Annotated in this window: 22 protein-coding genes; 1 reads left to right on the top strand and 21 read right to left on the bottom strand. The window is 63.1% G+C overall.

The window, feature by feature from the left end; translation table 11 throughout:
- Positions 1-65: 65 nt before the first annotated feature.
- The 14 genes from KI609_RS03495 to KI609_RS03430 all read right to left on the bottom strand — a co-directional run bounded on the left by KI609_RS03495 (position 66) and on the right by KI609_RS03430 (position 15,566).
- Positions 66-929 (bottom strand): acyl-CoA thioesterase, encoded by an 864-nt coding sequence (locus KI609_RS03495; RefSeq protein ID WP_226447166.1) that lies wholly within the window; start codon positions 927-929, stop codon positions 66-68.
- Positions 930-956: 27 nt separating this feature from the next.
- The gene (locus tag KI609_RS03490; protein ID WP_226447164.1) at positions 957-1,856 is read right to left on the bottom strand and encodes an alpha/beta fold hydrolase; all 900 of its coding nucleotides are present in this window, start codon (positions 1,854-1,856) and stop codon (positions 957-959) included.
- 205 nt (positions 1,857-2,061) lie between these two features.
- On the bottom strand, positions 2,062-3,261 hold the full coding sequence (locus KI609_RS03485) for an acetyl-CoA C-acyltransferase (RefSeq protein ID WP_226447161.1): 1,200 nt from the start codon (positions 3,259-3,261) through the stop codon (positions 2,062-2,064).
- Positions 3,262-3,273: 12 nt separating this feature from the next.
- Positions 3,274-3,783, bottom strand: a complete 510-nt coding sequence (locus tag KI609_RS03480) for a DUF4442 domain-containing protein (protein ID WP_226447159.1) — start codon at positions 3,781-3,783, stop codon at positions 3,274-3,276.
- Between the two features lie 11 nt (positions 3,784-3,794).
- Positions 3,795-6,194 carry a 3-hydroxyacyl-CoA dehydrogenase/enoyl-CoA hydratase family protein gene (locus KI609_RS03475; protein ID WP_226447157.1) on the bottom strand — a complete coding sequence of 800 codons (2,400 nt, stop codon included), beginning with the start codon at positions 6,192-6,194 and terminating at the stop codon, positions 3,795-3,797.
- Between the two features lie 93 nt (positions 6,195-6,287).
- Positions 6,288-6,722, bottom strand: coding sequence for a DUF2147 domain-containing protein (locus KI609_RS03470; RefSeq protein WP_226447155.1), 435 nt, complete (start codon positions 6,720-6,722; stop codon positions 6,288-6,290).
- Between the two features lie 53 nt (positions 6,723-6,775).
- Entirely contained in the window at positions 6,776-8,572 is a 1,797-nt protein-coding gene (locus tag KI609_RS03465; RefSeq protein ID WP_226447153.1) for an acyl-CoA dehydrogenase C-terminal domain-containing protein, read from the bottom strand.
- A gap of 4 nt (positions 8,573-8,576) precedes the next feature.
- Positions 8,577-9,314: a TetR/AcrR family transcriptional regulator gene (locus KI609_RS03460; protein WP_226447151.1), complete on the bottom strand. Its 738-nt coding sequence runs from the start codon at positions 9,312-9,314 to the stop codon at positions 8,577-8,579.
- Between the two features lie 165 nt (positions 9,315-9,479).
- A complete protein-coding gene (gene slmA / locus KI609_RS03455; RefSeq protein ID WP_226447149.1) occupies positions 9,480-10,142 on the bottom strand; it encodes a nucleoid occlusion factor SlmA in 663 nt (220 codons plus the stop codon).
- A 238-nt stretch (positions 10,143-10,380) separates the two neighbouring features.
- Positions 10,381-11,829: a sensor histidine kinase gene (locus KI609_RS03450; RefSeq protein ID WP_226450166.1), complete on the bottom strand. Its 1,449-nt coding sequence runs from the start codon at positions 11,827-11,829 to the stop codon at positions 10,381-10,383.
- Between the two features lie 72 nt (positions 11,830-11,901).
- Positions 11,902-12,594 carry a response regulator transcription factor gene (locus KI609_RS03445; protein WP_226447147.1) on the bottom strand — a complete coding sequence of 231 codons (693 nt, stop codon included), beginning with the start codon at positions 12,592-12,594 and terminating at the stop codon, positions 11,902-11,904.
- 110 nt (positions 12,595-12,704) lie between these two features.
- Positions 12,705-13,595: an acetylglutamate kinase gene (argB, locus tag KI609_RS03440; protein WP_226447145.1), complete on the bottom strand. Its 891-nt coding sequence runs from the start codon at positions 13,593-13,595 to the stop codon at positions 12,705-12,707.
- Positions 13,596-13,680: 85 nt separating this feature from the next.
- The gene (locus tag KI609_RS03435; RefSeq protein WP_226447143.1) at positions 13,681-14,784 is read right to left on the bottom strand and encodes a glycosyltransferase family 4 protein; all 1,104 of its coding nucleotides are present in this window, start codon (positions 14,782-14,784) and stop codon (positions 13,681-13,683) included.
- On the bottom strand, positions 14,781-15,566 hold the full coding sequence (locus KI609_RS03430; protein ID WP_226447141.1) for a glycosyltransferase family 2 protein: 786 nt from the start codon (positions 15,564-15,566) through the stop codon (positions 14,781-14,783). Before KI609_RS03430 ends, KI609_RS03435 begins: the two co-directional genes overlap by 4 nt.
- A gap of 74 nt (positions 15,567-15,640) precedes the next feature.
- Here KI609_RS03430 and KI609_RS03425 point away from each other — a divergent pair, with 74 nt between their 5' ends.
- Positions 15,641-19,414 (top strand): methyltransferase domain-containing protein, encoded by a 3,774-nt coding sequence (locus KI609_RS03425; RefSeq protein ID WP_226447139.1) that lies wholly within the window; start codon positions 15,641-15,643, stop codon positions 19,412-19,414.
- On the opposite strand, the gene KI609_RS03420 is transcribed toward KI609_RS03425, so the two are convergent.
- The 7 genes from KI609_RS03420 to KI609_RS03390 all read right to left on the bottom strand — a co-directional run bounded on the left by KI609_RS03420 (position 19,392) and on the right by KI609_RS03390 (position 26,805).
- Positions 19,392-20,486 (bottom strand): acyltransferase family protein, encoded by a 1,095-nt coding sequence (locus KI609_RS03420; RefSeq protein WP_226447137.1) that lies wholly within the window; start codon positions 20,484-20,486, stop codon positions 19,392-19,394. The two genes, KI609_RS03425 and KI609_RS03420, sit on opposite strands and share 23 nt — an antisense overlap.
- Before the next feature lie 177 nt (positions 20,487-20,663).
- Complete coding sequence (locus KI609_RS03415) at positions 20,664-21,719, bottom strand: acyltransferase family protein (protein WP_226447135.1); 1,056 nt, start codon at positions 21,717-21,719, stop codon at positions 20,664-20,666.
- A 5-nt stretch (positions 21,720-21,724) separates the two neighbouring features.
- Positions 21,725-22,585, bottom strand: coding sequence for an SAM-dependent methyltransferase (locus tag KI609_RS03410; protein ID WP_226447133.1), 861 nt, complete (start codon positions 22,583-22,585; stop codon positions 21,725-21,727).
- 51 nt (positions 22,586-22,636) lie between these two features.
- Positions 22,637-23,527: a class I SAM-dependent methyltransferase gene (locus KI609_RS03405; protein ID WP_226447131.1), complete on the bottom strand. Its 891-nt coding sequence runs from the start codon at positions 23,525-23,527 to the stop codon at positions 22,637-22,639.
- Positions 23,528-23,591: 64 nt separating this feature from the next.
- On the bottom strand, positions 23,592-24,839 hold the full coding sequence (locus KI609_RS03400; protein ID WP_413463413.1) for an ABC transporter ATP-binding protein: 1,248 nt from the start codon (positions 24,837-24,839) through the stop codon (positions 23,592-23,594).
- Between the two features lie 35 nt (positions 24,840-24,874).
- Entirely contained in the window at positions 24,875-25,678 is an 804-nt protein-coding gene (locus KI609_RS03395; protein WP_226447126.1) for an ABC transporter permease, read from the bottom strand.
- A gap of 176 nt (positions 25,679-25,854) precedes the next feature.
- Positions 25,855-26,805 (bottom strand): peptidylprolyl isomerase, encoded by a 951-nt coding sequence (locus KI609_RS03390; RefSeq protein ID WP_226447124.1) that lies wholly within the window; start codon positions 26,803-26,805, stop codon positions 25,855-25,857.
- Between the last annotated feature and the right edge of the window lie 59 nt (positions 26,806-26,864).

The raw sequence follows: 26,864 nt of genomic DNA, 5'->3' as shown, positions 1-26,864 counted from the left end.
CCGGGGTCTGGATGATGATGATGACGGGGAAAGGAATGCACGGCGCAGAGCAACAGGCCGACTTCCTATTCCTTGTAATAAACGATCTGGTGGCTGGTGGCGAGCATGGTGCCCGCCTCGTTCCAAAGCTGCACGGTCTGGTCGAAGAAACCGTTGCGGAACTCCTGCCCGCGCGCCTGGCCGAGCAGGAAGCCCGTGCCCGTGGCCTGCAGCTGCTCTGCCGTGGCGTGGAAGTACACGGTGATGGACACCGTGCCCGCAGGCACCTGGCGCGCACGGCGCAGCCACACGCGGGGGAAGAACACATCGGCCAATGCAGACAGCGCCACAAAGTCGAGCGGCCGGGGTGGTGTGTCGCGCATCCACAGCTGCGTCAGGCTGTGGTCTCCGCTGCCGTCCCAGGTGCGCGGGATGAAGCCGGAGATAGGGCGCATCTCATAACGGTTAAGCCACTCCACGGCACCCAATGGGGCGACGATGGCCTTTTGTTCTGCGGGGGGCGGCACCTGGGGCATGGGCACATCGCCCACGCTCCAGGTCTCGCGGCGCACCGCCGTGACGGCGGTAGCGGTGGTGGTGACCACCGGCGCGCCGTCGGCACCGGCCTGCAGGATCGACAGCGTCCAGTGCTGGGTCGATCGGTTGGTGCGCACGGGCGTTGCCTGCACCGTGAACGCACCGGCTGTCAGGGCGCCCGCGTAGTTGACGGTGAGCGACAGCGGGTCGCCCAGCCGGTCAGGGTGCTGCAGGACAGCCTGCAGCAGCGTGGCAGCGGTGACGCCGCCAAACGGGCCCACCATGTTCCAGTAGCCGGGGTGGGTCTGCCCTTCGTACTGACCGGTCGCAGAGGACGAGGCCGTCAGCTGCAGCGCTTCGTCCAACGGGTGGATGGAGGAAGACGGCGATGAATGGGAAGAGGAAGAAGTCATGTTGCAAGTGTGCCGCGAAACGACCGCTCAGACCGTCGTACCGGAGACTTCGTGACGGGGCATGGCACCGCCGCCCAGAGCAGCCAGCGCTGCCACCGCACGCGGCCACAGGCTCTGGCGGAACTGGTCGCGAAAGAAACCAAAGTGCCCGATGCGCCGCACCTGCACGTCAGCTGGCGTAATGCTCTCCACACGGCGCGCGGCGTTGGCGTACAGGTTCACCAGGTTGTGCGTGCCGCGCAAGGTCATCAGCTCGTCGTCTGCCATCGACAGCGCCAGCACGGGGAACCGCACCGCGCCATAACTCTGCGCCACCGCTGGCCCCTCGGCGCCCACGCTGTAAGCAGGGTCCAGGCACCAGCGGCGCCACTGCAGGATCACACCCGCAGGCAAGTCACCCACCTTCTTGAGCGCGCGACCCGGAAAATACCCGCACAACCGCGTGGCCAGCGGCACCAGCACCCACCAGAAATACGGGACGATGCGCTTGAGCTGCGGCGCGTTGTCGCGCCAGTAGCCGCTGCCCGCCGCCACGCTGAGCAGGCCAGCCACCTGTTCCGGCCGCTGAAGCAGACCGGGCAACTGCGCGCCCAGGCTGTGGCCTAGCAAGTACAGCGGCTGCGCCGGTAGCGCGGCCTTGGCGGCAGAGATCACCGCCTCGTAGTCGTCGGCCCAGTCAAACAAATCGGCCTTCACATCGCGCATGGCGCCCTGCAGCGAATCACCGTGGCCCCGGTAGTCGAACGTGGTGACCCGAAACCCCTGCTGCGCCAGCCACAACGCAAAGGCCCCATAGAACGACTGCCGCACCCCCATGGCCCCGCCAATCACGACGCTGGCGCGCGCAGCGCCATCGGGCTCATAGACACGCAGCGCCAGCGCTACCGCGCCATCGGCACCGTGGACCTGCAAGGTTTGCTTGTTCATATCTGTCTCCTTGGTTCACACCGATCTGCGTCGGTTTGAAAAGAAAACGATGCGGCCCTGTCTTCCCACCCCACCCTCAAGGGCGTAGCGAGCGGGATGAGCTGCTAGGCGGACGGAGCACAGCCACCGGAACGTACTCAAGGTACGTGAGGATGGCGAGCACCGCCCAACGACGCAGATCGCCCGCTCGGTAGCCAGCCAACAATCAAACAGCTTCGAAGATGCCGGCGGCGCCTTGTCCCATGCCTACACACATGGTCACCATCCCGTACTTGAGCTTGTTGCGCCTCAATGCATGCACCACCGTCGCCGAGCGAATGGCCCCCGTGGCCCCCAGCGGGTGCCCCAGCGCAATGGCCCCACCCATCGGGTTCACCTTGCTCGGGTCCATCCCCAGCGTGTTCATCACGGCCAGCGACTGCGCCGCAAACGCCTCGTTCAGCTCAAACCAGTCCATGTCCTGCAGGGTCAGGCCCGCATAGCGCAGCGCGGCAGGGATGGCCTCGATGGGCCCGATGCCCATGATGTGCGGCGGCACGCCCTTGGCTGCGTAGCTCACGAAACGCGCCAGCGGTGTGAGGCCAAAGCGCTTCACGGCCGACTCGCTGGCCAGGATCAACGCACCGGCGCCGTCGCTGGTCTGCGAGCTGTTGCCCGCCGTCACGCTGCCGCGCGCAGCAAACACCGTCTTGAGCTTGGCCAGGCCTTCCAGGCTGGTGTCGGGGCGTGCGCCTTCGTCCATGCTGACGATGCGCGTCGTGGCAATGGTCTCGCCTGTTTCCAGGTTGGCCGTGCGGTCGGTCACTTCGATGGGGGTGGTCTCGTCGGCAAAGTAGCCCGCCTGTTGCGCGGCCAAGGCCTTTTGGTGCGAGGCCAGCGCAAACGCGTCTTGTGCGTCGCGGCTCACCTTCCACTGCTGGGCCACCTTCTCGGCCGTGAGGCCCATGCCGTAGGCAATGCCTACGTCGCCATCGCGCTCGAAGATGCTGGGTGACAGGCTGGGGCTGTTGCCCATCATGGGCACCATGCTCATGCTTTCCACACCAGCAGCAATCATCACATCGGCCTCGCCCACGCGGATGCGGTCGGCCGCCATCTGCACGGCCGACAGGCCCGATGCGCAAAAGCGGTTGACGGTGATGCCGCCCACGCTGGGGGGCAGGCCAGCCAGCACGGCACCGATGCGCGCCACGTTCAGGCCTTGTTGCGCCTCAGGAATGGCGCAGCCGCAGATGATGTCCTCGATGGCCTTTGGGTCGAGCCCGGGCACTGCCGCCAGCGCGGCTTTGAGCGTGGTCGCCAGCAGGTCATCGGGACGCATGTTGCGGAAGAAGCCGCGGTGCGAACGCCCGATGGGCGTGCGCGTGGCAGCGACGATGTAGGCTTCCTGGACTTGTTTGGCCATGGGGTAACTCCTTCAATTCTTGGCGGGGCGGCTGGCTGGAACCCAGGCCCACGTAAATACACATTCGACCGGCTCGATGCCAGCCTCGTCGGTCACGGTGACGGTGACCTGAACCTCGCCCTTGTCGCTGGCCTGCATGGCGGCGCACTGCTCAGGCGTGAGCGTGGCCACGGCCTTGAGGCCGCCTGTGGCGCGCTTTTTGAACGCCATGCTGAACTGCTTGGCCAACGGGGTGCAGTCGTCGCGCACGTTCATGCCCACGACCATGCCGGTGGCCGTTTCGGCCAGCAGGTTCATGGCCGAGGCGTGCACGCCGCCAATGTGGTTCTGCACGCGGTGCTCGTTGGTCAGGCGCACCTCGACCCGCTCGGGCGTCAGCGACACAAACCGGACCCCGGCCGTGCCGGTGAAAGGCACCGCACGGCGCAGGATGATGTTCTGCACAAAGCCGCGCATGAACGCGGGGGCCTCGTCCAAGCGCATCAGCGAGCGCTGCAGTTTGTTGGGGGCGCGGTCCGCCATGACTAAGGCCATCAGTTGCGTACCGGTTTGCCGGTAGACAGCATGCCCAGGATGCGCTCTTGCGTCTTGGGGTGCTCGATGAGCGCGCAGAACGCCTTGCGCTCCAGCGTCATCAGGTACTCCTCGCTCACCAGCGTGCCGGCGTCCACGTCGCCGCCGCACACCACTTCCGCAATCAGGCTGGCGATGTGGAAGTCGTGCTGGCTGATGAAGCCGCCGTCCTTCATATTGACCAGCGAGCCCTTGATGGTGGCAATGCCGCTGCGGCCCGCCACCGGGAACAGGCGCTTGTGCGGGGCGCGCCAGCCGCCGTTGGCCAGGGCCTTGGCTTCGTTGATGGCCACGTACAGCAGCTCGTCCTTGTGCGGCACGATGACGTCGCTGTCGAGCAGGTAGCCCAGCTTGCGCGATTCGAGCGCGCTGGTGCCCACCTTGGCCATGGCGGCGGCGGTGAAGCCTTCGGTCAGGAAGGGCAGGATGTCCTTGCCCGTGGAGGGGGCGGCGTTCTCGGCCGCACGGCGGGCGATGTAGGTCAGGCCGCCCGCGCCGGGCACCAGGCCCACGCCCACTTCGACGAGGCCGATGTAGCTTTCCATGTGCACCACGCGGCGGGCCGAGTGCACGGCCAGCTCACACCCACCGCCCAAAGCCAGGCCGCGCACGGCCGAGACCACGGGCACGTTGGCATAGCGGATGCGCAGCATGGTGTTCTGCAGCTCTTGCTCGGCGCCTTCGATGGCGCTGACGCCCGCGATCATGAACGCGGGCAGCATGGCCTGCAGGTCGGCACCGGCGCTGAAGGGCTCGTCGCCCGACCAGACCACCACGGCCTTGTAGTCCTTCTCGGCGATGTCCACCGCCATCGCCAGGCCTTCGGCCACGTCGGGGCTGATGGCGTGCATCTTGGTCTTGATGCTGGCAATGACGACTTCGTCATCCAGCGTCCACAGGCGGATCGCATCGTCTTCGTGCAGCGTCTTGCCTGCGGTCGTGAAGTCAGGCAGCGTTTCACCCAGCAGTTTCTCGGGGAAATGCTGCTTGGCGTAGACGGGCAAAGCGCGACGCGCTATGAATTTATTAGCAGATGCGCTCCATGAGCCTTGTGCGGTGTGCACGCCACCGGCTTCGGCCACGGGGCCCTTGAACACCCACTCGGGCAGCGGCGCCTTGCTGAGCGCCTTGCCGGCATCGATGTCTTCCTGGATCATCTTCGCCACGTCGAGCCAGCCCGCCTCTTGCCACAGCTCAAAGGGGCCTTGCTTCATGCCGAAGCCCCAGCGCATGGCCTGGTCCACGTCGCGGGCGTTGTCCGCAATGGTGCCCAGGTGCACAGCGGCGTAGTGAAAGCTGTTGCGCAAAATGGCCCAGAGAAACTGGCCTTGCGCGCCCTCGGCGTTGCGCAGCAGCTTCAGGCGCTCGGCAGCGGGCTTCTTGAGCATGCGGCCATACACCTCGTCGGCCTTCTGGCCGCCGGGCACGTACTCTTCGGATTCCAGGTCAAAGCGCAGCACATCGCGGCCAACCTTCTTATAGAAACCGGCCTTGGCCTTCTGGCCCAGGTTGCCCAGCTCCAGCAGCTTTTTCAGCACGGCGGGCGTTTCAAAGCTGGCGTAGAACGGGTCGCTGTTCTCGTCCAGGTTGTCCTGCAGCGTCTTGATGACGTGGGCCATGGTGTCGAGGCCCACCACGTCGGCGGTGCGGAAGGTGCCGCTCGATGCGCGGCCGAGCTTCTTGCCCGTGAGGTCATCCACCACGTCGAAGGTCAGGCCGAAGTTCTCGACTTCCTTCATCGTGGCCAGCATGCCGGCGATGCCAACGCGGTTGGCGATGAAGTTGGGCGTGTCGTGTGCGCGCACCACGCCTTTGCCCAGGCCGCTGGTGACGAAGGCTTCGAGCTGGTCGAGCACCTCGGGGGCGGTGGTGGGGGTGTTGATCAACTCCACCAACGTCATGTAGCGCGGGGGGTTGAAGAAGTGGATGCCGCAAAAGCGCGGCTTGATGTTCTCGGGCAGCGCTTCGCTGAGCTTGGTGATCGACAGGCCCGAGGTGTTGGATGCCACGATGGCGTGCGGCGCGACGAAAGGCGCGATCTTCTTGTAGAGGTCGAGCTTCCAGTCCATGCGCTCGGCGATGGCCTCGATGATGAGGTCACAGTCGCGCAGTTGCTCCAGATGCTCTTCGTAGTTGGCCTGGCCAATCAGCGCGGCATCGTCGGCCACACCCAGTGGGGCGGGCTTGAGCTTCTTGAGGTTGTCAATGGCACGGGTGACGATGCCGTTCTTGGGGCCCTCTTTGGCCGGCAGGTCGAACAGCACCACGGGCACCTTGACGTTGACCAGGTGCGCAGCAATCTGCGCGCCCATCACGCCCGCGCCGAGCACGGCGACTTTCTTCACTTGGAATCTTGACATCGGTATTTCTCCAGAAGGGCGGCAGCGGCTGGCGCCCTGCCCTCGTTGTTGTGTGTGCCGTGCCAGCGCTCGGCGCACACGGTGTTGTCGTCGTTACTGGACCCGGATCCAGGTCTGGGTGCGCCCAAAGGGGCCGATGGAGCCGCGCACTTCGAGCTTCTTGCCGCCCTCGACAGGCGTCATGCGCAGCGTGTAGTTGCGACCGTTCTCGGGGTCGAGAATCTTGCCGCCCTCCCACACCTCTTTGCCTTCAGCCTTCTTGGCGCCACGGATGATCTCCAGGCCCAGCAGCGGCTTGTCCTTGCGGTCATCGCTGCATTCCTTGCACAGGTCCTCGGGCTTGGCGTCCTTGGCCAGACGCTTTTCGAGCACGCCGTTCAGGCCGCTGCCGTTGTCGCGGATGCGGATTTCTGCCTTGGCCTCACCGGTCTTGTCGTCGATGTTGCGCCACAGGCCCTCGGGCGTCATCTGCGCCCAGGCGGGCACCGAAGCCGCTACAAAAACAATAGCTGTTACCGCTTTATACATATACGCTCCATGGCAAAAAGGCTTGAAATCCGGCGTCCGCTGAGTAGCGGCAATCAGGCCAGGGCCAGATTGGTGTCCATCAGCACCTTGCTGCCTGCGCGTGCGGTGCGCATCAGCGTCGCGGTCTCAGGGAACAGCTTGGCGAAGTAGAAGCGGGCTGTCTGCAGCTTGGCGCCATAGAACGGGTCGGTGTTGCCTGCAGCGATTTCGCGCAGCGCGACCTGGGCCATGCGGGCGAACAGGTAGCCAAACACCAGGTGGCCGGCCACGCGCAGGTAGTCCACGGCGGCAGCGCCCACTTCGTCGGGGTTCTGCAGGCCCTTGAAGCCGATCTCGGTGGTGAACTTGGTCATCTGGTCGGCCAGGTAGGCGACGGGGTTGATGAACTCGGCCATCTTCTCGTTCACGCCTTCTTCTTCCACCAGGGCCCCCACCAGCTTGCCAAACTTGCGCAGCGTGGCACCGTTGTTGCCCAGGATCTTGCGGCCCAGCAGGTCCAGCGACTGGATGGTGTTGGTGCCTTCATAGATCATGTTGATGCGGTTGTCGCGCACGTACTGCTCCATGCCCCATTCCTTGATGAAGCCATGGCCGCCGAAGACCTGCATGCAGGCGTTGGTGGCAATGTGGCCGTTGTCGGTGATGAAGGCCTTGACGATGGGCGTCAGCAGCGCCACCAGTTCGCCTGAATCCTTGCGCACCTTTTCATCGGGGTGGTTGTGTTCCTTGTCGAGCAGCAGCGTGCAGAAGATCTGCAGCGCGCGGCCCCCTTCGGCATAGGCCTTGGCGGTGAGCAGCATCTTGCGCACGTCGGGGTGCACGATGATGGGGTCGGCTTCCTTGTCCTTGGCTTTGGTACCCGACAGACTGCGCATCTGGATGCGGTCCTTGGCGTAGGCCAGCGCGTTCTGGTAAGCCACTTCGGTCAGGCCCAGCGACTGGTTGCCCACGCCCAGGCGGGCGGCGTTCATCATCACGAACATGGCGGCCAGGCCCTTGTTGGGCTGGCCCACCAGGGTGCCGATGGCGCCGTCGATGGCGATCTGCGCGGTGGCGTTGCCGTGGATGCCCATCTTGTGCTCCAGGCCCGTGCAGAAGATGGGGTTGCGCTCGCCCAGCGATCCGTCGGCCTTGATGTTGAACTTGGGCACGACGAACAGGCTGATGCCCTTGCTGCCCTTGGGTGCGTCGGGCAGGCGGGCCAGCACCAGGTGCACGATGTTGGTGGCCATGTCGTGTTCACCGGCACTGATGAAAATCTTGTTGCCGGTGAGCTTGTAGGTGCCATCGGGCAGCGGCTCGGCCTTGGTGCGCAACAGGCCCAGGTCGGTGCCGCAATGGGGTTCGGTCAGGCACATGGTGCCGGTCCACTCGCCGCTGGTGAGCTTGGGCAGGTACAGGGCCTTTTGCTCGTCGGTGCCGTGGGCATGCAGGGCTTCATAGGCGCCGTGGCTCAGGCCGGGGTACATGGTCCAGGCCTGGTTGGCCGAGTTCATCATCTCGTACAGGCACTGGTTCAGCACGAAAGGCAGGCCCTGGCCGCCGTAGGCGGTATCGCAGGAGAGCGCGGCCCAGCCGCCTTCGACATACTTGGCGTAGGCGTCCTTGAAGCCGGTGGGGGTCTTCACTTCGTGGGTGGCCTTGTCCAGCACGCAGCCTTCGGTGTCGCCGCTGATGTTGAGCGGGAAAGCGACTTCGGCTGCGAACTTGCCAGCCTCTTCGATCACGGCGTTGATGGTGTCCACATCCACTTCGGCGTGGGCCGGCAGGGCCTTGAATTCATCGCTGACCTTGAGCACTTCGTGCATGACGAATTGCATGTCGCGCAGGGGCGGCGTATAGGTAGGCATGGGTTTACTCCTTGGATGTGGTGGTTTGGTTGGAAACTTTGCGGCGCTTGGTGGCCGCAGGGGCCGCTGCAGCGGCGGTTAGCGTCTCGGCGCTGTAGCGCGCCAGGATGTTGTGAAAGCCCTGCACCGCACGGCCCATGGAGCCGGGGGTTTGCAGAAAACGCGCTTCGTAATGCAGCGCGAGGATGAGGCCGTGGATTTCAAAAAGCATCTGCTCTTCATTCGTGTCGGCGCGCAATTCGCCCAGCTCCTTGCACTGCTCGATGGCGCGGCGCATTGCGGCGTGCCAGGTCAGCACCGAGCTGGCCAGCGCATCGCGCACGGGGCCGGTGCGGTCGTCAAACTCCACCGCACCACTGATGTAGATGCAGCCCGAGTCGATTTCGATGGAGGTGCGTTTCATCCAGTTGTCGAACAGCGCAGAAAGGCGCGCCACGCCACGCGGCACAGACATCGCGGGGTAGAACACCTCTTGCTCGAAGCGGGCGTGGTATTCGCGAACCACCGAAATCTGCAGCTCTTCGCGTGAGCCGAAGTGCGCAAATACGCCCGACTTGCTCATGCCGGTGACGTCGGCCAGCGCCCCGATGGACAGGCCCTCCAGCCCAATGTGGGTGGCCAGGCCCAGCGCGGCCTCGACAATGACGGCCTTGGTCTGCTGGCCTTTTTGCATCGCACGCCCGGTGCCACTGCGGGAGCGCGGAATGCGGGTAATGGTGCTGGATTCGGGGAGGGAGGGCATGCGTGCAAAATAAAAACGAACGTTCGTTCTATTCTGCAACAAATTCAGCGCCCAGCCAAATCCCTCCAAAAAAATAGGGAGCGGCGCTCAAAGGTGTGTCGCCGCCGCGTCACCCCGGGTATTTACCGATGCCCACAGACACAGCTGCGGCATCCATGCAGCGGCCTACAGCATCAGCGCGAGGCTCGCCTCCAGGTGTTCGGTAGGCTGGCGCTTGAAACCGGAGCGAGCATAGCGCTGCAGGCGTCCCACAGCAAATGCCGCGAGCACACTGGCCGCCACCTGGGCGTCCACCGTGGGCGTGGCCGACGCCGCCGAGGCCCCGCGCAGACACTGGCGCAGGGTGGACTCGATGCGGTCAAAAAACTGGTTCATGCGCTGCTGAAGGCGCTCATGCTCAAACACCAGCGCATCGCCCACCATCACCCGCACCATGCCGGGGTTGCGCTCACCAAACTGCAATAGCAAAGCCACAATGCGCGCCGCCTGGCGGGTGCCGACCTCGGGGGATTGCGCGGGATCGGGCGCGTCGCGCCCCGTGATCTGGCCGACCAGGGTGAACACGGTCTGCTCGATGAAATCAATGAGCCCTTCAAACATCTGCGCCTTGCTGGCGAAGTGTCGGTAAAGAGCGGCCTCGCTGACCGACAGGCGCGCCGCCAATGCCGCCGTGGTGATGCGTTCAGCGCCCGGCTGCTCCAGCATGGAAGCCAGCGCCTGCAGGATCTGCACGCGCCGCTCGCCCGGCTTGGGGCGTTTGCGCGCACTCGGTGCTTCAGTTGCATCGACAGGAAGGACGGGCTCGGGAATGGGCAAAAAGTCAGACATGCAGGGCAAAGGTTCCGATAAGGCCCATCGGCCAATGGTGTCAGGCTCGCCCCATTGCGGCCGAATGGGCAGCGTGGGGCCGCGAAAAGGCGTAAGTCATGTGTGGAAATGATTCTCGCACACGCCCTGCGAACACCTTCCACGCCGCCGCTCGCGCCGCCTCACCCACGGGCCATGCATGAACAGCCGCCCGCCAGACGATCCCGATCCCCCTTCATCATCGCCATCGCCATCGCCATCACGCAAACCGCACCGTCACCAACAGCCCACGGCCATGGGGGCCCTGGTCCAGCGTGAGGGTTGCGCCATGCACCCGGGTGATCTCGTCGGCAATCGCCAAGCCCAGGCCCGTGCCTTCGCCCCCTGCGCCGGGCACCCGGTAAAAGCGCTGCAGCACACGCGCGCGCTCGTCCTCGGGCACACCGGGGCCATCGTCTTCGACCTCGACAAAGGCCTTGGGCAGGCCCGTTCGCCCAAGGCGCAGGCCGCAGCGGATGGTGACCACCCCCCCCGGCTGGGTGTACCTGATGGCGTTGTCCACGAGGTTGGACAACAACTCCCGCAACAACCACCCATGGCCGGTGACGTGGACTGGCTGCATGTCCAGCCCCAAATCAAGTCCCTTGCCTGTGGCCGCATCCAGAAACGTCTCCAGCAGCGATTCACAGAGGTCTTTGATGTCCACCCGCTGTGGCGGCTGTGCGTCCAGGCTGCGGGCATCCGCGCGCGACAGTGCCAGCAACTGATGCGCAAGCTGCGAAGTGCGACGGGTGGCGTTGCGCAGCTTTTCGATCTGATCGACTCCTAAAACAATAGCACCTTGCGCTTGTCCCTCTTGGGTTGGAGGCTGTTTTTTATCAAAGTCTGACGGCAGGCTGCGCGAGGGAGCCGCCGCCTTCGCCATCATGGCCCAGGCCTCCACCTGGGCCTGCAGGCCCGCCAACGGGGTGCGCAGCTGGTGCGCGGCGTCTGCCACAAAGCGGCGTTGTCCTTCGGCCTGTGCGTTGACCAGCGCAAACAAGTGGTTGAGCGAATGCACCAGAGGCCGCACTTCATCGGGCGAGGCTGCTTCGTCAATGGGGCTGAGGTCGCGCGGGGACCGGCGCTCCACCGCCTCGGCCAGCACCACCAGCGGTTTGAACGCCTGGCGCACGGCCCAATGAATGGCAAACCCCGCTGCCATCAACAGCACCAGATTGGGCAGCAGCACGCGCAGCAGCAGCTGCTGCGCCCACTTCTGGCGCGGGTCGGAGCCATCGGCCAGGGCCACCACCAGCTCGCCAGCGCCAGTGCGCCCACGCTGCACCGCCACCCGGTAGGTCACGCCCCCATACTCCACGCTGTGAAACTCGGGCGCCTGGGTGGTGGGCACGGTGCCATTCACCCACTCGTCGCCCAGCAGCAGCAGCCCTGCCGTATTGCGCACGCTGTAGCCGGAAAACCCCGCATTCAGCCGCAGAAAATCCTCGATCGGCGGTGCAAGCAGCAGCAACGGCGGCTCGTTGTCGTGAATGGGCGGCGCCAGCACCGAATCGGCCAGCGCGGGCATCAGCCGCAGCAGCCGCTGATCGTGCTGCACCGCCGCCTCATCGGCCGAGCGGTAGTCCAGCCACACGCCCACCATCGCCAAAAGGCACAGCGGCAACACCAGCATCAACAGCAGGCGGGTGCGCAGGTCGGAGGTCATCGCCCGCAACCCGAAACGCGGGGCATGGGGCTTTTGATGCAGCATGGCGAATAGGCGCGCGCTGTGCCGGAATCAGGACGTCTGGAGTTCCAGCCGATACCCAAACCCACGGATGGAGCGCAAGGCCACGCCATGGGGTTCGAGCTTGCCGCGCAACCGCGACACATAGACCTCGACCGCATTGGGCGTGATCTCTTTGTCCCAGCCCGTCAGCGCCTGCAGGAGTTTGTCCTTGCTGGCCGGCTTGGGGGCATTGATGAGCAGATATTCCAGCACCGTCCACTCGCGCGGCCCCAGGTCGATGCCCAACTCGCCATCCACGCCGCGGATGCAGGCACGTCGGCCGGCGGTGTCCAGCTCCAGCGGGCCAAAACTCAGCACCGCCGTGGTGGCCGCCTGCGAGCGGCGCAGCAGGGCCCGCAGGCGTGCCAGCAGCTCGGGCAACTCAAAGGGCTTGACCATGTAGTCGTCCGCCCCCAAGTCGAGCCCCTGCACCCGGTCATGCAGGGCGTCGCGGGCAGTCAAGATCAGCACCGGCATCGCCGGGTTGGCCATGTCGGGGCGCCGCAAGCGGCGGGTCAGCTCCAGGCCGTCCATGGCCGGCAGGCCGATGTCGATGATCGCGGCATCAAATGATTCGGCGCGCAACACCTCTTCAGCGCGTTCACCGCTGCCCACCCAGTCCACCGCATAGCCCGCGTCAGACAGCCCCAGCTTGATGCCGCTGGCCACCATCACATCGTCTTCAACCAGCAACAGCCGCATGCCAGTGCCTCCCTGCGCTGTGCGCCGCCCACAGCCCACGAGACGGGCGCCCCCTCTCCCGCGCAGCGGCAGAGGAGGACAACGCGAAGCGGCTCAGGGGGTGTTTCACTTCAATGGCTACGGATCATCGTCCCATACGCCTGATCGGTCAGGATCTCCAGCAACAGGGCATGGGGCACGCGCCCATCGATGATGTGCACTGCGTTGACACCGGCCTTGGCGGCATCGAGGGCACCGGCGATCTTGGGCAGCATGCCGCCCGAGATAGTGCCGTCCTCAAACAGCTCGTCGATGCGGCGGGCGGTGAGATCGGTGAGCAAGTTGCCCGCCTTGTCCAACACGCCGGGGGTGTTGGTCAGCAGCATCAGCTTTTCCGCCCGCAGCACGGTGGCGAGTTTGCTGGCCACCACGTCGGCATTGATGTTGTAGCTCTCGTTGTTCTCGCCAAAACCAATAGGGCTGATGACCGGGATAAACGCATCGTCCTGCAAGGCCTTGACCACACTGGGGTCGATGGAGACGATGTCGCCCACCTGCCCCACATCGTGTTCGATGGAGGGGTCTTTGTTGTCGAGCAGCTTGAGCTTTTGCGCGCGGATCATGCCGCCGTCACGGCCCGTCAGGCCCACGGCCTTGCCACCGGCCTGGTTGATCAGGCCCACGATGTCTTGTTGCACCTCACCGGCCAACACCCACTCGACCACTTCCATGGTCTCGGCATCGGTCACCCGCATGCCCTGGATGAACTCACCCTTCTTGCCCAGACGATTGAGTGCCGTCTCAATCTGCGGGCCACCCCCATGCACCACCACCGGGTTCATGCCCACCAGCTTGAGAAGCACCACGTCTTCGGCAAAATCCGCCTGCAGCGCCGGGTCTGTCATGGCATTGCCGCCATATTTGATGACCATGGTTTTGCCATGGAACTTGCGGATATAGGGCAGCGCCTGGGCCAGAATTTCAGCCTTGTCGCGTGGTGCAATCGAAAGAAGGTCGGTCATGGAGGCGTGCCATCCGCAGAAATTGATGAGGCGCAAATTGTGCCGCATCTGCGGGCCGCGCCGCTGCAGGCGGGCACACCATCTTTCAGCGGCGAAGCCAGTGGGGAACCTTGAACCGCACGATGGCCATGTACGCCATCACATAGCTGATCACAAACAGCCCACAAAACGCCATGAGCAAAGGCGTGTTGTTCCAGAACAGCACCGCAGGCACCACGGTCAGCAGGGTAAAACCCCACAGGTAAGGCGATGTGCGGTTGTTGCGCATCAGCACGCGGCGCGATTCATCGTCGTGAAACACCCCGCGCACGATGCGCCGGTAAATCAGTTGGTGAAAATGCAGCGCGTCGGCCACCCCGGGCGACACCCCCCGCACCGCCTTGCGGTAGATCGAAAAAACCGTTTCCCACACCGGATAGATCAGCAACAACATGGGAAACCACGGCGACACATCGGTGTTGCGCTGCACCAGAGAGATGCTGGCCATGGCAATCACCACACCCCAGACATACGCCCCGCCATCACCGGCAAACAACATGCCACGCGGATAGTTCCACACCAGAAACCCCGCCGTGGCGGCAGCAGTGGACACCAGCAACGCTGCCAAGGCGCGGTCACCCACCTGCAGCGCCACATGCGCCAGCGCAAGGCACACAATCAGCGCCACCATGCCCGCCAGGCCGTTATAGCCATCAATGATGTTGAAAGCATGGGGCAGGCCCGCAACCGCCAGGACCACGATGGCCACGCCCAGCCAAGGGGCAGTTGCCAGCACGGCGTCCAGCCAGGGCCAGCCCACACTGGGCAGGGCGAGACCGAGCAGCCCGACCGCAAGGCCGCCCGAAGCCGCCGTGAGCGTCAGGCGGTAGCGCACCGACAAGCGCTGGGTCACGTCCTCGGCAATTCCGCCAAGGGCAGCGGGTAACAACACCACGAGCCACGCCCACGCCCAGGCGCCCAATTTTAAAGAACCAGGGTCGCCCCACAGTGTTGTCTGCCAGATGCCCAAACCCCAGCTCAACGCCATGCCAACCAGCAGTGCAGCGCCGCCCAGGCGGGGAACATCGCCCAAATGAAAGCGCTGTGGCATGGCATCGCCATACACAGAGGCATGTCCACGCCCCCATCGAACGATAAGACCTGCAGCCAACGCCGCCACCAGAAAACCAACCACAGACAACCAAATCATGGGGCGCCGATCGTACCCTTGGTGGCGGGGGTCACGGTTAGCAAGTGTTGCGCCTGGCGGTAAACAGGCGATCTCCACAAGAGCCAAAGGCTTCGCACATGCCACGCCAGATGATTCAACCGGCGCCCACTGGCGCGTTGGCCCGCATGGATGATCTGCACCGGCGCCTTCACCAGGCGGAGCCCCCGCAATCGCAGGCGCAGGCAAAAATCCACATCTTCGCAATACATGAAATACCGCTCGTCAAACCCTCCCACGTCCCGCCAAACGGCACCGGGTAGCACCAGGCAAGCGGCGTTGACCCAGTCCACACGGGTTTCGGAGCGCCCCAGCAGGCGCCTGCGCAACAGCGCCAGAGGGGACGGGACTTCGCGCTCGCTGTCCTGCACCCGACCGTGTTCATCCAGCTGTACCGGATAACTGCACCCCGCGCCCTGCAGCGCAGCGGTCTGCGTCAACGCGGCAAACGGATCATGCCCACCCAGACCAACGTCAGGATTGAGCACGCAGACGAAATCCTCTGTCGCGCTGGTCAGCGCCCGGTTGTGATTCGCGCCAAACCCGGCGGGCCTCTCATTTTTGACGACTTGTAATATGAAGGGCCATCCCGCCGCAGGCGCTTTCGGCGGTGCTTCGTGCAGGTTTTGTGTCAGCACCACACGGCGCACCGTGGCAGCGGAAAACCTGGCCAGATCCTCCAGCAAGGCCTGCACACAAGGGCCATGGCCGTGGCTGATCACAGAGACCACAAGGGAGGACGGCGAAGAAAATGGAACATTCATCAAGGCGGTGATTGTCCCTGTTCTGGCGCACTACCCGGTTACAAATGCGCAGCGCCCGCCGTCATAATCCCCGGATGACGCATTCAATGGAAGATTTGCACGTTTATCTGCGCAGCATTACCCCGGGCGAGCGCACCTCTTTATCGGTGTTGGCGGGCCTGGTGCGCAACCAGTCCACGGTGCTAGATCTGGGCTGCGGCAGCGGCGCCCTGGGGCTGCACCTTTCTGCCACGCAGGATTGCACGATGGATGGCGTGACCCTCAGCGAAGCCGAGGCAGCCCATGCACGCCCCCATTACCGGCGCGTAGTGGTGGACAACTTGGAATCCTGTGACTTGGTTGCCACCTTTGCAGGCAACCGCTATGACTTCATCGTGTGCGCGGACGTGCTGGAACACCTGAGCCGCCCCGAACAGGTGCTGGCCGCCTGCCGCCAACTGCTCCAGCCAGACGGAAAGCTGCTCATTTCCGTGCCCAATGCCGGATACAGCGGCCTCATTGCCGAATTGCTGGGGGGGGAATTTCTCTACCGCGAGGAAGGCCTGCTGGACCGCACCCACCTGCGTTTTTTTACGCGCCGCTCACTGACCCGCTTTCTCGGCGAACACCGCTGGGGGCTTGACTCGATCGACACCATCGCCCGTGAATTGCCGGAATCGGAGTTCAACGTCGCCTTTGACAGCCTGCCACCCTCCGTGGCCCGGCACCTGCTCGGCGCGCCCGATGCCTTGACGTATCAGTTCATCTGCGTCGCCCACCCGGTCGCTCAACCGCAATTGACCGAGGGGCCAACGCCACCGACCGGTGCGCCGGCCCAGGCGCGGTTCACGGCCCAGCTCTATCTGGGCTACAACGGCCAAGACGGCCAATACGCAGAGTCCACAAAACTCACCACGACCGGCACCATCGGCACAGAGCGCCAAACCCTGCGCTTCGCTTTGCCACGCCAGAGCCAGCCGCTATCCCACCTGCGCCTGGACCCGGCCGACCGTGCCGGCTTTCTGCACCTGTACCGCATCACCTTGCGCAATGCGCAAGGTGATGCGGTGTGGGAATGGGATGCACAGACCAGCCCACGCTCTTTGCTGGCAGCCACACCGCACAGTCAGATCGTCTGGCACGCGCCCCTGCCAACAGTCTCCGACGCTACCCTGCTGCTGCTCGCGGGCGACGACCCCTGGTTTGAGCTGCCCATTGCGCCTGAAACACTGGCCGCCTGCCCGCCAGAAGGCATGGTTCTCGACATCCAACTGGGCTGGCCCATGTCTGCGGATTACTTGGCGCTTTCCGGCAGCGTGCAGCCCCTGCACGATCGCATCGCCCAACTCGAAACCAGCACCCGCGATATCCAAGGCCACCTGAACCAGGTGCAAACCACGCTGGCATCCGCCCAAAGCCGTAACGCACTGCTCGAAGAAAGCAACCAGGCCGCCACACGCCAGCGTGCCACTTGGCAGTTGGAAGCCACCCGCCTGCAGCATGACTACGACGAGCTTGCCCAGCACCTGAAAAACATCGAGTCCTCCACCGTGTTCCGCGCCACCCGCCCCCTCGTGCACGCCAAGATGCGCATTGATCGCCTTTTGGGCCGCGCCCCCCGCAGCACCCCCGCCCAGCCAGTGCCCACACCCGTTCCGGCACCCGACCATCCGGTGGACATCATCGTCCCCGTGTACCGAGGCCTGGCCGACACCCGCCTGTGCATCGACTCGGTGCTCGCCAGCGCCAACCAGAGCACCTACCGACTGATCGTCATCAACGACGCCAGTCCCGAGCCCGAAGTCACCGACTGGCTGCGTGAGCGGGCTGCCCAGGACAGCCGCATCACCCTTCTCGAAAACCCCGACAACCTCGGCTTTGTTGGCACGGTCAACCGGGGCATGGCGCTGAGCACCAGCAACGATGTGCTGCTGCTCAACAGCGACACCGAAGTCGCCAACGACTGGCTCGACCGTATCCGCAGCGCTGCCTATGGCGATGCCAAGGTAGCGTCGGTCACCCCGTTCTCCAACAACGCCACCATTTGCAGCTACCCCCGGTTCTGCAAGGACAACAGCCTGCCGGCCGGCTATGACACCGCCCGGCTCGATGCCCTGTGTGCCCAAACCAACCCCGGCGTGGTGGTCGATGTGCCCACGGGCGTGGGCTTTTGTATGTACATCCGCCGCGACTGCCTGGCGCAGGTGGGCCTGTTCGACACCGATAACTTCGGCAAAGGCTACGGCGAAGAAAACGATTTCTGCCAACGCGCCGCTGAGGCTGGGTGGCGCAACCTGCACCTGCTGGACACCTTCGTGCTGCACACCGGCGGCGTCAGCTTTGGGGACAGCAAAAGCCCCCGCGAAAAAGCCGCGATGGAAACGCTGCGCCGCCTGCACCCGCGCTACGAAAGCGCCGTGATGGCCTTTGTGCGCGAAGACCCCGCCCAGGCATATCGCATGGCGATTGACGCAGCCCGTATCGTGCAGGCAGGGCTGCCTGTGGTTCTGGCCGTGCTGCACGACCGCGCGGGAGGCACGGTGCGCCACGTCCGTGAGCTGGCGCAACACCTGAGCACCCAGGCCACCTTTCTCACACTGACACCCGCACCGGATCGCTGCGTCAGCCTCCAGCTGGCGGGCGAAGGCGAAGGTTTTCAACTCGTTTTCCGCATCGCAGACCAATACCCCGACCTGGTGCAGGTGCTGAGACAACTGGGCGTGCGGCACATTCACTACCACCACCTGCTGGGGCACGACGCAGCCATCGCAGACCTGCCCAACCAGTTGGGAACCACCTACGACTTCACCGCGCACGACTACTACAGTTACTGCACCCACATATCGCTTACCGGCAGTGACAACCGCTACGCCGCAGAACCCCACCCGGGCGAATGCGCCTGCTGCTCTCCGCATGATCCTGCCCCCGCAGGCACCGGCACCGTGGCCGACTGGCGCCACCGCAACCGGCACTTCCTGACTGCGGCGCGCGTCGTGATCGCGCCGAGCCAGGACGCCGCTCGGCGCATGGCCGCCTTTGCGCCGGGTGCACGCGTCCGTGCTGTGCCCCACACCGATCTCGCAGGCAATGGCTTCCCACCAGAACTCCCCCTTCCCGCACCGCAACCCCACCCGGCGAATGCGCCACTCAAGATTGCCGTGATCGGCGCACTCAGCGCCATTAAGGGGGCTGACCTGCTGGAAGCCGTGGCGATGGAGGCCGCCAAACAACAAGCGCCTGTGGAGTTTCATCTGCTGGGCTATGGATACCGGCATCTGCAAACTCAGCCCCGCGCGAGGCTAACCATCCATGGCGCCTACGACGAGAAGGATTTGTCCGGCCTGCTGCAATGGCTACAGCCAGACCTGGCGTGGTTCCCCGCGCAATGGCCTGAAACCTACAGCTACACCCTCAGCGCCGCATTGCAGGCGGGCTTGCCAGTGGCGGTGCCTGACATCGGTGCCTTTGCGGAGCGCGTGGCGGCGCGGCCATGGAGCTGGGTCTGCGACTGGGACCGGTCAGCGATGGAATGGGTGGACTTCTTCCGTCAAATCCGTGTCCAGAACTTTGCCAGCGCAACGCCACCAGCCCTTGCGCCACAGGCCCAGCTGACACCGCAAGACGACGTATGGAGCTATCGGAATGATTATTTGGCGAGCACAGCCCAAGTTACGGCAGGCACTGCCACAACTCCACCGGACCACACCACCATCGCACGCTATCTGCCGCAACCCGCAGCAGGCGCTAATGCGCGCTCTGCGGCACTGAACGCACTTGTCTACTTGCGCTCGCTGCCACTCCTGCGAGGCGCTGCACTGCGCATACCAGCGCACTGGCAGCGGCAAGTCAAGAATTGGCTACGGGCATAGCCCGCCCGGTCCGCACGGCGGCCAACCATCGGGAACCGGCCCGGATACCGGGCTTCTCCACGCCGTACCACGATAGCAACGCAAGCAACACGACGGGCACCAGCGACAGCAACATGCAGGCCATCAACGACCACCCCTCCCGCAAACACAGCGCTGTCGCGGCCTGTTGCACCGGAAAAGCGTAAATGTAAACACCATAGGAAAGGTCAGCCTGCACTCTGGCCACGCCCAGCGGCTCAGAGCGGCCGACATGTGCCACATAGAACGTGCCAAAGACGATGCCCCCCCACACCAAGCCCTGAAGCAGCAAGGCATTGGTTTCATAAAGAGCGCATACGCCAGCCAATACAGCGATCACCCCCATCCACCGACGCGGACGAATCCCATAGGCGGCCATCGTGCTTCCCATGAAGAAGGGGACTCCGAAGCCGCAAAAATCCCGCCAGCGGAACACGTCAGCCAAAGCCCCCCCAACACCCTCGATGGCGGCATCCCAGTGTCCTATCCGAGCAAGTTCCCACAGCAGTGCCAAAACGATGGCCCCCACCGGATAAACCCAACGGCGCCCGCGCGCGCCCCAGGCTATCGTGGCCAGCAAAAAGTACATGGTCAGTTCGTACCTGATCGTCCAAAGCGAGCCATTCACAGCGCGCGCAAACGGATTGGATTCAAACACCCCAGGTAAAGTCTGCACAGTGGCCACGCCCACCGCGTTGTTGACAAGATTGAGCCATGTCGCAGAAGACTGCCAATAGTCTCTAGAGGACAGCGTCGTGACCGACCAACCCAGAATGCACACCGAAAAGGCCACCGCCACGATGAGCCCAGGGAAGATTCGCATCATCCGCTTGATCCAGAAGGCAATCCAGTCGGGCTCGCGCGACCAGCTTTGGCACACTAGGTAGCCACTGATGAAAAAAAACACATAAACCGCCAACGAACCCAGGCTGTGCCCCGGGAAAGGCACCGGCAGATGCAAGCGGTATAAAAAATCCCCATGGGCTACAAAAACAGCCAAAGCGGCTACCAAGCGCAACAGGTTGAAACGGTTGTTCCGATTAGTCAGTCCCATAGGTGTTTTGATCGTTCGCTACAGCAAATCGCCAGCGCGGAAGGCGCACCACCGAAGCGGAGCGAACATGTGCCGATTGTCCTCTCGCCCCCCCCCAACAGAGCCATCGCTGCCACCAACCGTTTGAGTTGTCGGGCACTTGCCACTCAGACCTCTCACGGCAATTCAAAAATGCATTCACACTGCCACCCGACTTGGCAAATCGGGCGGCCCAGCGCGACCCAGCATGCGTTTCAGACGCAAGGCCGGGGCTTCCACCAGATGCCAGGATGCATATCCCGCCGACCACGCCAAGATCAGTGCGAGCGATAGGCTAGCCAAGAAAGGCAGTTGAGGACAGACAGCCTGCACCACCTGCTGAATGGGGCATCCCAGCACATAGATCCCGTACGAAGGATCGCCCGCGCGATGCAGCCATGAAAACACAGGCGCCCTGCGCGTTCCCCAGTAAACCAGCAATGGTGGCAACAGCAACAGTCCGGCCGAGTGCTCCAGCTTCGCCCCAAAAAAAAGGGCCGCAGCCAACGGAATCACCGCCAGAACCAACCTCCGGGCATGGAGCAGAAATACATCACGAAACAAAGCAATCAGCCCGCCACAGGCGAAGTAAGCGGGGTACTCCAACCAATGGCGCATGGTTCCTGTCAAATCTGCATTGCGCATGACCAGAAAAAAGGCCAGATACCCCAACGTCGCCAGGCATGCAAACACCCGCCTGCGCATCACACCCAGCACGCCCGCTGCGGCCAGTACTCCGTAGCACATGAGCTCCATCGGAATCGTCCACAACGGCCCGTTCATCAAACCGGCGAGCGGATTGGCCGGAAAGACGCCCGGCAAGTTCACGTAAGCGTCCACCAGCAATAGATTGCGCCAGTGCTCCAGGGTTGCCGGATGCGTCCAGAACTCCCGCAGCGGCAGCGTGGTGAACATAGGTCCAAACAGCAGCACATCTGCCAGAATCGCCACCAACATGCCTGGCCACAGCCTCAATAGGCGCTTGGCAACAAATGCCAGCACACGAGGATCGCGCAGCCAACTCAGGGTGACAAGGTATCCACTGACCGTGAAGAATGTCATTACCGCAACGCCCCCCACCATGTCGGAATGCAGCCATGCTGGCGGCCGCGTACCGGTGATGTGGAAATGGTGACTAAAGATCACGGCAGACGCGGCTCCGATGCGCAGTGCATTGAACGCGTTGTGATGTTCGGTGGACGGCGACGTACTCAAGGCCCTCACTCCTTGCGCAGCAACAGCATAATCTCGTTGTTGAGCACCCACTCGCGCGGGTAGCTCTCGAGCAGAAGCGCCGGTATCTCTCTCTCCACATTGCGCCGCTCTTGCCTCTCCAGGCGAAAGCCTGCCTCTTGCGCAAACGCAACAAGCTCATCCGCCGTCAGGCGGTTAAGTGCCTGGTACTCCTTGAACACAAAGCGCTTGTATCCATCGACCCCGAAATCGGCAAAGCCGAAATCCACTTCAGCGGCATCGATGGGGCCATCGTGGTTCTGGATGACCTGCCAGAGTTCGTCTTCGCTGGCAAGCAGGTGGTGCCAGGGCACTTCGTCATAGCGGCGCAAGTGCGAACCATAAGGCGAATAGAACAGTGGTTCGATCTGGAGGAAGAAATAGCCCCCCGGCCGCAAACAGGCATGCAGGTCGGCCAGGATGGGGGCAAGCTGGTCACGCTGCACGTGCTCAAAAGTGGACCAACTCATGATGCCATCCACCAGCGCGCGTTTGCCCGCCAATGAAGCACCCGGCCGGATGGTCTCAAACGTCAATGCCGACGGAAGGCGCGCCATGCCCAATTGCTCGCGCGCAATGCGAGGCAGCTTGGCATATTCGCGGCGGATGTCCACGCCATGGATGGCCGTTGCGCCATGGCGCAAAACAAGAGACAGATCGGTGATACCGTCGCCACAGCCAAAGTTCAGGAACCTGGCGGTCCGCATGTCCAGCACCCCGTCCATCCACTGATGAACCACATCTGCGGCGTATTCGAAGTGTGCGCGGAACCATTCGTCGGTGATCTTCTGTGCATCCCAGGGCGCCAATCCTGAAATCCGCTCCTGAAGCTTGAGCATCCATTTCATTGCGGACCTGCCTTCCGAAAAGGTGCCCTGGGCGACCGGGCCAAGGTAGCGTCAGGACTTGCGCAGCACATAAGCGTCCTGGTGGTTCCAGAAGTGCACCGGCATTTTGTGAACGAGTTTGTCGGCGCCAACCGTTTCGGCAATACGTGCCAAAACAAACGCTTCAGACGTGAATGTGGTTCCGTACTCTTGCTCATCGATCGCTGTGGATTCGCTGGATGCCGCAAAGAAGTAGCCTTCATCGTCCAGTGTCACGTGGTCGAAATTCGCGGCCTTGATGCCGTGGGTGCTGAAAACCAGCAGACCGCCAGGGGCCACCGCCTCGTACAACACCTTGAGCCAGCGCGACCAGGTGGAGCGCGGCAGGTGGCTGAAAAGTGAAAGAACGAACACCAGTTCGTAGCGCGCAGGCCATTCCACTTTTTCAGGCACGCTGGCAGACGGAAAACCGTCTACGCCAAACGTGCTGCGTGAGAACTCCACAGCGCTCGGGACCACATCCGACACCACCACCCGCTGAGCGCTCAATGCTTTGACGAGATGCCGGGTAAAGCGGCCGTGCCCGCTTGCAAACTCCAGAACGCTAGGCGTCTTGAGCAAGGGCTGGTCCACGGCCTCCAGAAGGATCATCAGCTCCGAAAGAGTGCGCCAGCCATCGGCAAGGTAATCGCGCAAGGGATTGCGGCTCGAGTGGTGACCTGCAAAGAATCCAAAAATATCGTCCTGCGCGGAGATTGTGCAGTCGAGCCCCATCACATTGGAAAATGAGCCCACCAAGTCATGCTTTTCGATGAGTGCATGCGCGGCCAGAAGGGCGTCACGCTCATCTCTCGCTCTTGCCAGCACCTGGGCGGCGCCTGTTCGATTGCCTTGAGAGAGCAGCTCTTGCCCCTCAGCCAGTAAACGTTGGCCCAGGCTGGTTTCATTGGATATCGTTGTCATATGGCTATGGATTATCTCGTGCGCTCGCAACGGCGCCGCTGGCGCGCGCGGCGGCTACAGCGCCTCAGCTCCAGTGGTGTGGCAGGCGAACCAACCCCGGCAAAGGTTTGGGGAAAATGAAACGAAAATGCAAGAATTGGAACCACTCGTCGTAAACAGCCAGACCGGTCTCGTCAAACAGAAACGCGCTGATCACGTAGTCACCACTGTGCAGTGGCAGATCTGGAAAACTCAGAACGGAACGCCAGGTACCGTCTGGTAGCAAGACGGGCGCGGCTCCATCCTCGTGGGTGGCCAACGAAGTGATCCCCACACCTTTCGACTGCTCGATCATGAAGCCAATGTGAGGACGCTCCTGGCCCCGCCCACGGGCAGTGATGGTCACGACAAGATCCTGCCCGTTCAGCAGGCGCGGCTGGTCCCCCTCCTGTGCATCGCCAAGATTGGCGACCTCCACGCTCAGAAGACAAGCGCTGCCGCCCTCTACCGCACCCTGGCGGCCGTGGGGCAACTGCGGCGGAGCGACCTCTTCTTTTACGGCCTCTGGCAACGCCTGGCCCGTGATTGCTTTTGCAGCGGCGTCCCGCAGCCGCGTGTGCACGTCGTAGGCTGCTAACACCGCCTCGGTTTCACCGAACTGCTCCACTTTCCCACCTTTAAGCCACAGAGCGCGGTCGCAAAGGTGGCGAATGTGATAGGGGCTGTGAGAGCAAAAGAGAATGGTGCAGCCGTTGTTGCGGAACGCCGTGATGCGCTCCACACATTTTTTTTGGAAATTCTGGTCACCCACTGCGAGTGCTTCATCAATGATGAGCAGGTCGGGCTGGATGGCAGTGACCAGCGCAAACGCCAAACGCACGGTCATACCCGACGAGTAGGTTTTGACAGGGCGGTCCAACGCCTCACCCAACTCGCAGAACGCAATGATGTCTGGCTCCAGTCGCAGCATCTCCTCGCGGTCGATGCCGATCAGGCTCCCCGCAAAATAGAGGTTGTCGCGGCCACTGAAATCGGGGTGAAACCCCGCCCCGAGCTCCAGAATCGCCGTTACCCGACCCACCCGGTCGATGCGGCCCTGGCTGGGCTGCAGCGTACCGGCCAGAAGCTTGAGCAACGTGCTTTTACCCGCCCCGTTGTCACCAATCACGCCAATACATTCGCCGCGTTGCAGCACAAACGATACGTCGCGCAGCGCCCAGTGGCTCTGGTGCGTGGCCCGCCCCGTCAGCAGGGCCTTGAGGCGGGTTCTTGGCGACGGATAGAGCTTGTACTCCTTGCAAACATCCTGCACCCGAAGCACAGCACCGGGCATGGCAATGTTCGCCGCTGGGGCAGCGTGGGATGCACTCATAACCAGTCCACCAATTGATCGCGGCTTCGCTCAATCAACGTATTGAGCACAAACACGAGCAAGGCACACCACGCCATGGAAACCCACCACACACTAGCAGACGGCCAGGCCCCCTGCAGCAAAATTTGCTGATAGCCTTGTACCGGCGCCGTGATGGGGTTGAGCCATAAAACCCACCGCCACCGCTCAGGGAACAGCGTGATGGGAAACAGCACAGGCGACAGATAAATACCCACGGAGAGCAGAAACCCGACCATCTGCACCGTGTCGCGGAGTGCAGCCGCCAAAATGGCCAACACGTAAGCCAGCAACATGCAGATCACCCACTGCAGCAGCGCCAGCAACGGCAGCGACACCACGGGCAACGCAAACTGGTGCAACGGCGTGTAAGCCAGCGCCACCAGCAGCAGCAGCGGGGCAAAGACCACCGCGCTGGCAAGGACGGAGCGCACCACAAACAGCACCGGCGGCAGGGGGTTTTTGTGCAACAAGCCCCCGGCTTCCAGCAGGCTGTTCATACCGCGCGAAAGTCCGTCGCAGAATGCCATCCACGGCAGCGCTCCCACAATCAGAAACGTACCCACCGCATGGGTGGGCGCCCCCTCGCCGAGGCGCATGGCAAACACCACGTCAAACACGAGATAGTAGGCCGCCACCGTGAGCAGTGGTTGCAGATAGGGCCACACAATGCCTGCGGCGGTGCCCGCATGGCGGGCTGCGACCTCACGGCGCGTCAGCACCCACACTAAGGAACGGGCACTCCAAACAGCGCGCAGTTCGTTGCTAAACGCATGCAGCATTTTTTATTGTTGCGAGCCCATGGCGCCATGGGCCCGCCCTCATCAAAACCAAACCGATGAAACTACCACGTTTCTGGCAAAACTCACGGGCTCAGCTACCAGAATGCACCGCTACATAGAGCAAAGCCAGCATGATGCACGGCTTGGACGCGCGCTCTTCTGGCCGGTTTATGACATCAAGGCTTGGTGGGGGTCGCGCTTGTAGGATTCGCGGGTGCTACCAGCTTGTCGACGGTGGCCTTGATGGCGGCATCGTCGAGCTTCACCGTCTCTTCGAGAGACTTGGCGAGTTCATTGCGGCCCTTTTGCTGCTCGGACTGGCGTACTTTGGCCATCAATGCGGGCTTAACGTCATCAAACGGCTGTTGGCCCTTGGGCTTGCGAGCAACCAGTTGCAGCAGGTGATATCCAAACTGGGTCTTGACCAGATCGCTCACATCACCGGGCTTTTGCAACGCGAAGGCGGCAAGATCAAATTCAGGCACCATGCGGCCCGAGGCGAAGAAACCTAAATCACCGCCATTGGCGGCACTGCCAGGGTCTGCCGAGTGCGCTTTGGCCAAAGCTGCAAAATCACCACCGGCGCGAATCTGCTTGAGCAAATCTTCTGCCTTGGCCTTGGCGGCAGCGTCCGTATCTTTGTCAGTGGATGCGATCAGGATATGACGCACCTGCACCTGTTCGGGCTGCACAAACTCAGCCGATTGTGCCTGGTAGATGGTTTTCGCCATGGCTTCCAGCTTGGCGTCAGCCGGAGTGTTCGATTTGTCGACCTGCACCAACAGAGCGTCGGACAACACCTTATCGCGCGCCAATGCCAGGGCCGCGGCCACCTCGGGGGTCTGAGCAAGCCCCTCGGCCTGCGCGCGCTGGGCCAATGCACGGCGGGTATACAAATTAGTGACCAGCAAGTTCATTGTCTTGGGCTGGGTCAGCACCTGGGGGCGCACTTCAGGTGGAATACGCTGCACGTCTGCGGTCACATCGGCTGCCGTGATCTGCACATCGCCTGCGCCTTTGACAGAACCCTTTGCCAATACGGGCTCGGCAGCCTGTGCCGCAAACACAAGACAAGGGGCCAACAGAACAGCCGCCCATTGTTGCCGCCACACGCCAGGTGACGTCATGGTTTTTGAAGCACGATTCAGAACACTTTGACCAGTTTTACGCATAGGTAGGGAATCTT

The sequence above is a fragment of the Acidovorax radicis genome (genome assembly GCF_020510705.1).
In the GTDB taxonomy this organism is placed as follows: Bacteria; Pseudomonadota; Gammaproteobacteria; order Burkholderiales; family Burkholderiaceae_C; genus Acidovorax; species Acidovorax radicis_A.
This window is presented reverse-complemented; position numbering and strand designations above follow the sequence as displayed.

Bases quoted from the DNA above. Each gene is read 5' to 3' on its own strand.
- KI609_RS03465 (WP_226447153.1), bottom strand. From the start codon at position 8,572: ATGCCTACCTATACGCCGCCCCTGCGCGACATGCAATTCGTCATGCAC.
- KI609_RS03460 (WP_226447151.1), bottom strand. From the start codon at position 9,314: ATGCCCTCCCTCCCCGAATCCAGCACCATTACCCGCATTCCGCGCTCC.
- KI609_RS03395 (WP_226447126.1), bottom strand. From the start codon at position 25,678: ATGCTGCATGCGTTTAGCAACGAACTGCGCGCTGTTTGGAGTGCCCGT.
- KI609_RS03410 (WP_226447133.1), bottom strand. From the start codon at position 22,585: ATGAAATGGATGCTCAAGCTTCAGGAGCGGATTTCAGGATTGGCGCCC.
- KI609_RS03435 (WP_226447143.1), bottom strand. From the start codon at position 14,784: ATGATTTGGTTGTCTGTGGTTGGTTTTCTGGTGGCGGCGTTGGCTGCA.
- KI609_RS03450 (WP_226450166.1), bottom strand. From the start codon at position 11,829: ATGACCTCCGACCTGCGCACCCGCCTGCTGTTGATGCTGGTGTTGCCG.
- KI609_RS03390 (WP_226447124.1), bottom strand. From the start codon at position 26,805: ATGACGTCACCTGGCGTGTGGCGGCAACAATGGGCGGCTGTTCTGTTG.
- slmA (WP_226447149.1), bottom strand. From the start codon at position 10,142: ATGTCTGACTTTTTGCCCATTCCCGAGCCCGTCCTTCCTGTCGATGCA.
- KI609_RS03420 (WP_226447137.1), bottom strand. From the start codon at position 20,486: ATGGGACTGACTAATCGGAACAACCGTTTCAACCTGTTGCGCTTGGTA.
- KI609_RS03405 (WP_226447131.1), bottom strand. From the start codon at position 23,527: ATGACAACGATATCCAATGAAACCAGCCTGGGCCAACGTTTACTGGCT.
- KI609_RS03485 (WP_226447161.1), bottom strand. From the start codon at position 3,261: ATGGCCAAACAAGTCCAGGAAGCCTACATCGTCGCTGCCACGCGCACG.
- KI609_RS03445 (WP_226447147.1), bottom strand. From the start codon at position 12,594: ATGCGGCTGTTGCTGGTTGAAGACGATGTGATGGTGGCCAGCGGCATC.
- KI609_RS03490 (WP_226447164.1), bottom strand. From the start codon at position 1,856: ATGAACAAGCAAACCTTGCAGGTCCACGGTGCCGATGGCGCGGTAGCG.
- argB (WP_226447145.1), bottom strand. From the start codon at position 13,595: ATGACCGACCTTCTTTCGATTGCACCACGCGACAAGGCTGAAATTCTG.
- KI609_RS03495 (WP_226447166.1), bottom strand. From the start codon at position 929: ATGACTTCTTCCTCTTCCCATTCATCGCCGTCTTCCTCCATCCACCCG.
- KI609_RS03425 (WP_226447139.1), top strand. From the start codon at position 15,641: ATGACGCATTCAATGGAAGATTTGCACGTTTATCTGCGCAGCATTACC.
- KI609_RS03400 (WP_413463413.1), bottom strand. From the start codon at position 24,839: ATGCCCGGTGCTGTGCTTCGGGTGCAGGATGTTTGCAAGGAGTACAAG.
- KI609_RS03480 (WP_226447159.1), bottom strand. From the start codon at position 3,783: ATGGCGGACCGCGCCCCCAACAAACTGCAGCGCTCGCTGATGCGCTTG.
- KI609_RS03470 (WP_226447155.1), bottom strand. From the start codon at position 6,722: ATGTATAAAGCGGTAACAGCTATTGTTTTTGTAGCGGCTTCGGTGCCC.
- KI609_RS03430 (WP_226447141.1), bottom strand. From the start codon at position 15,566: ATGAATGTTCCATTTTCTTCGCCGTCCTCCCTTGTGGTCTCTGTGATC.
- KI609_RS03475 (WP_226447157.1), bottom strand. From the start codon at position 6,194: ATGTCAAGATTCCAAGTGAAGAAAGTCGCCGTGCTCGGCGCGGGCGTG.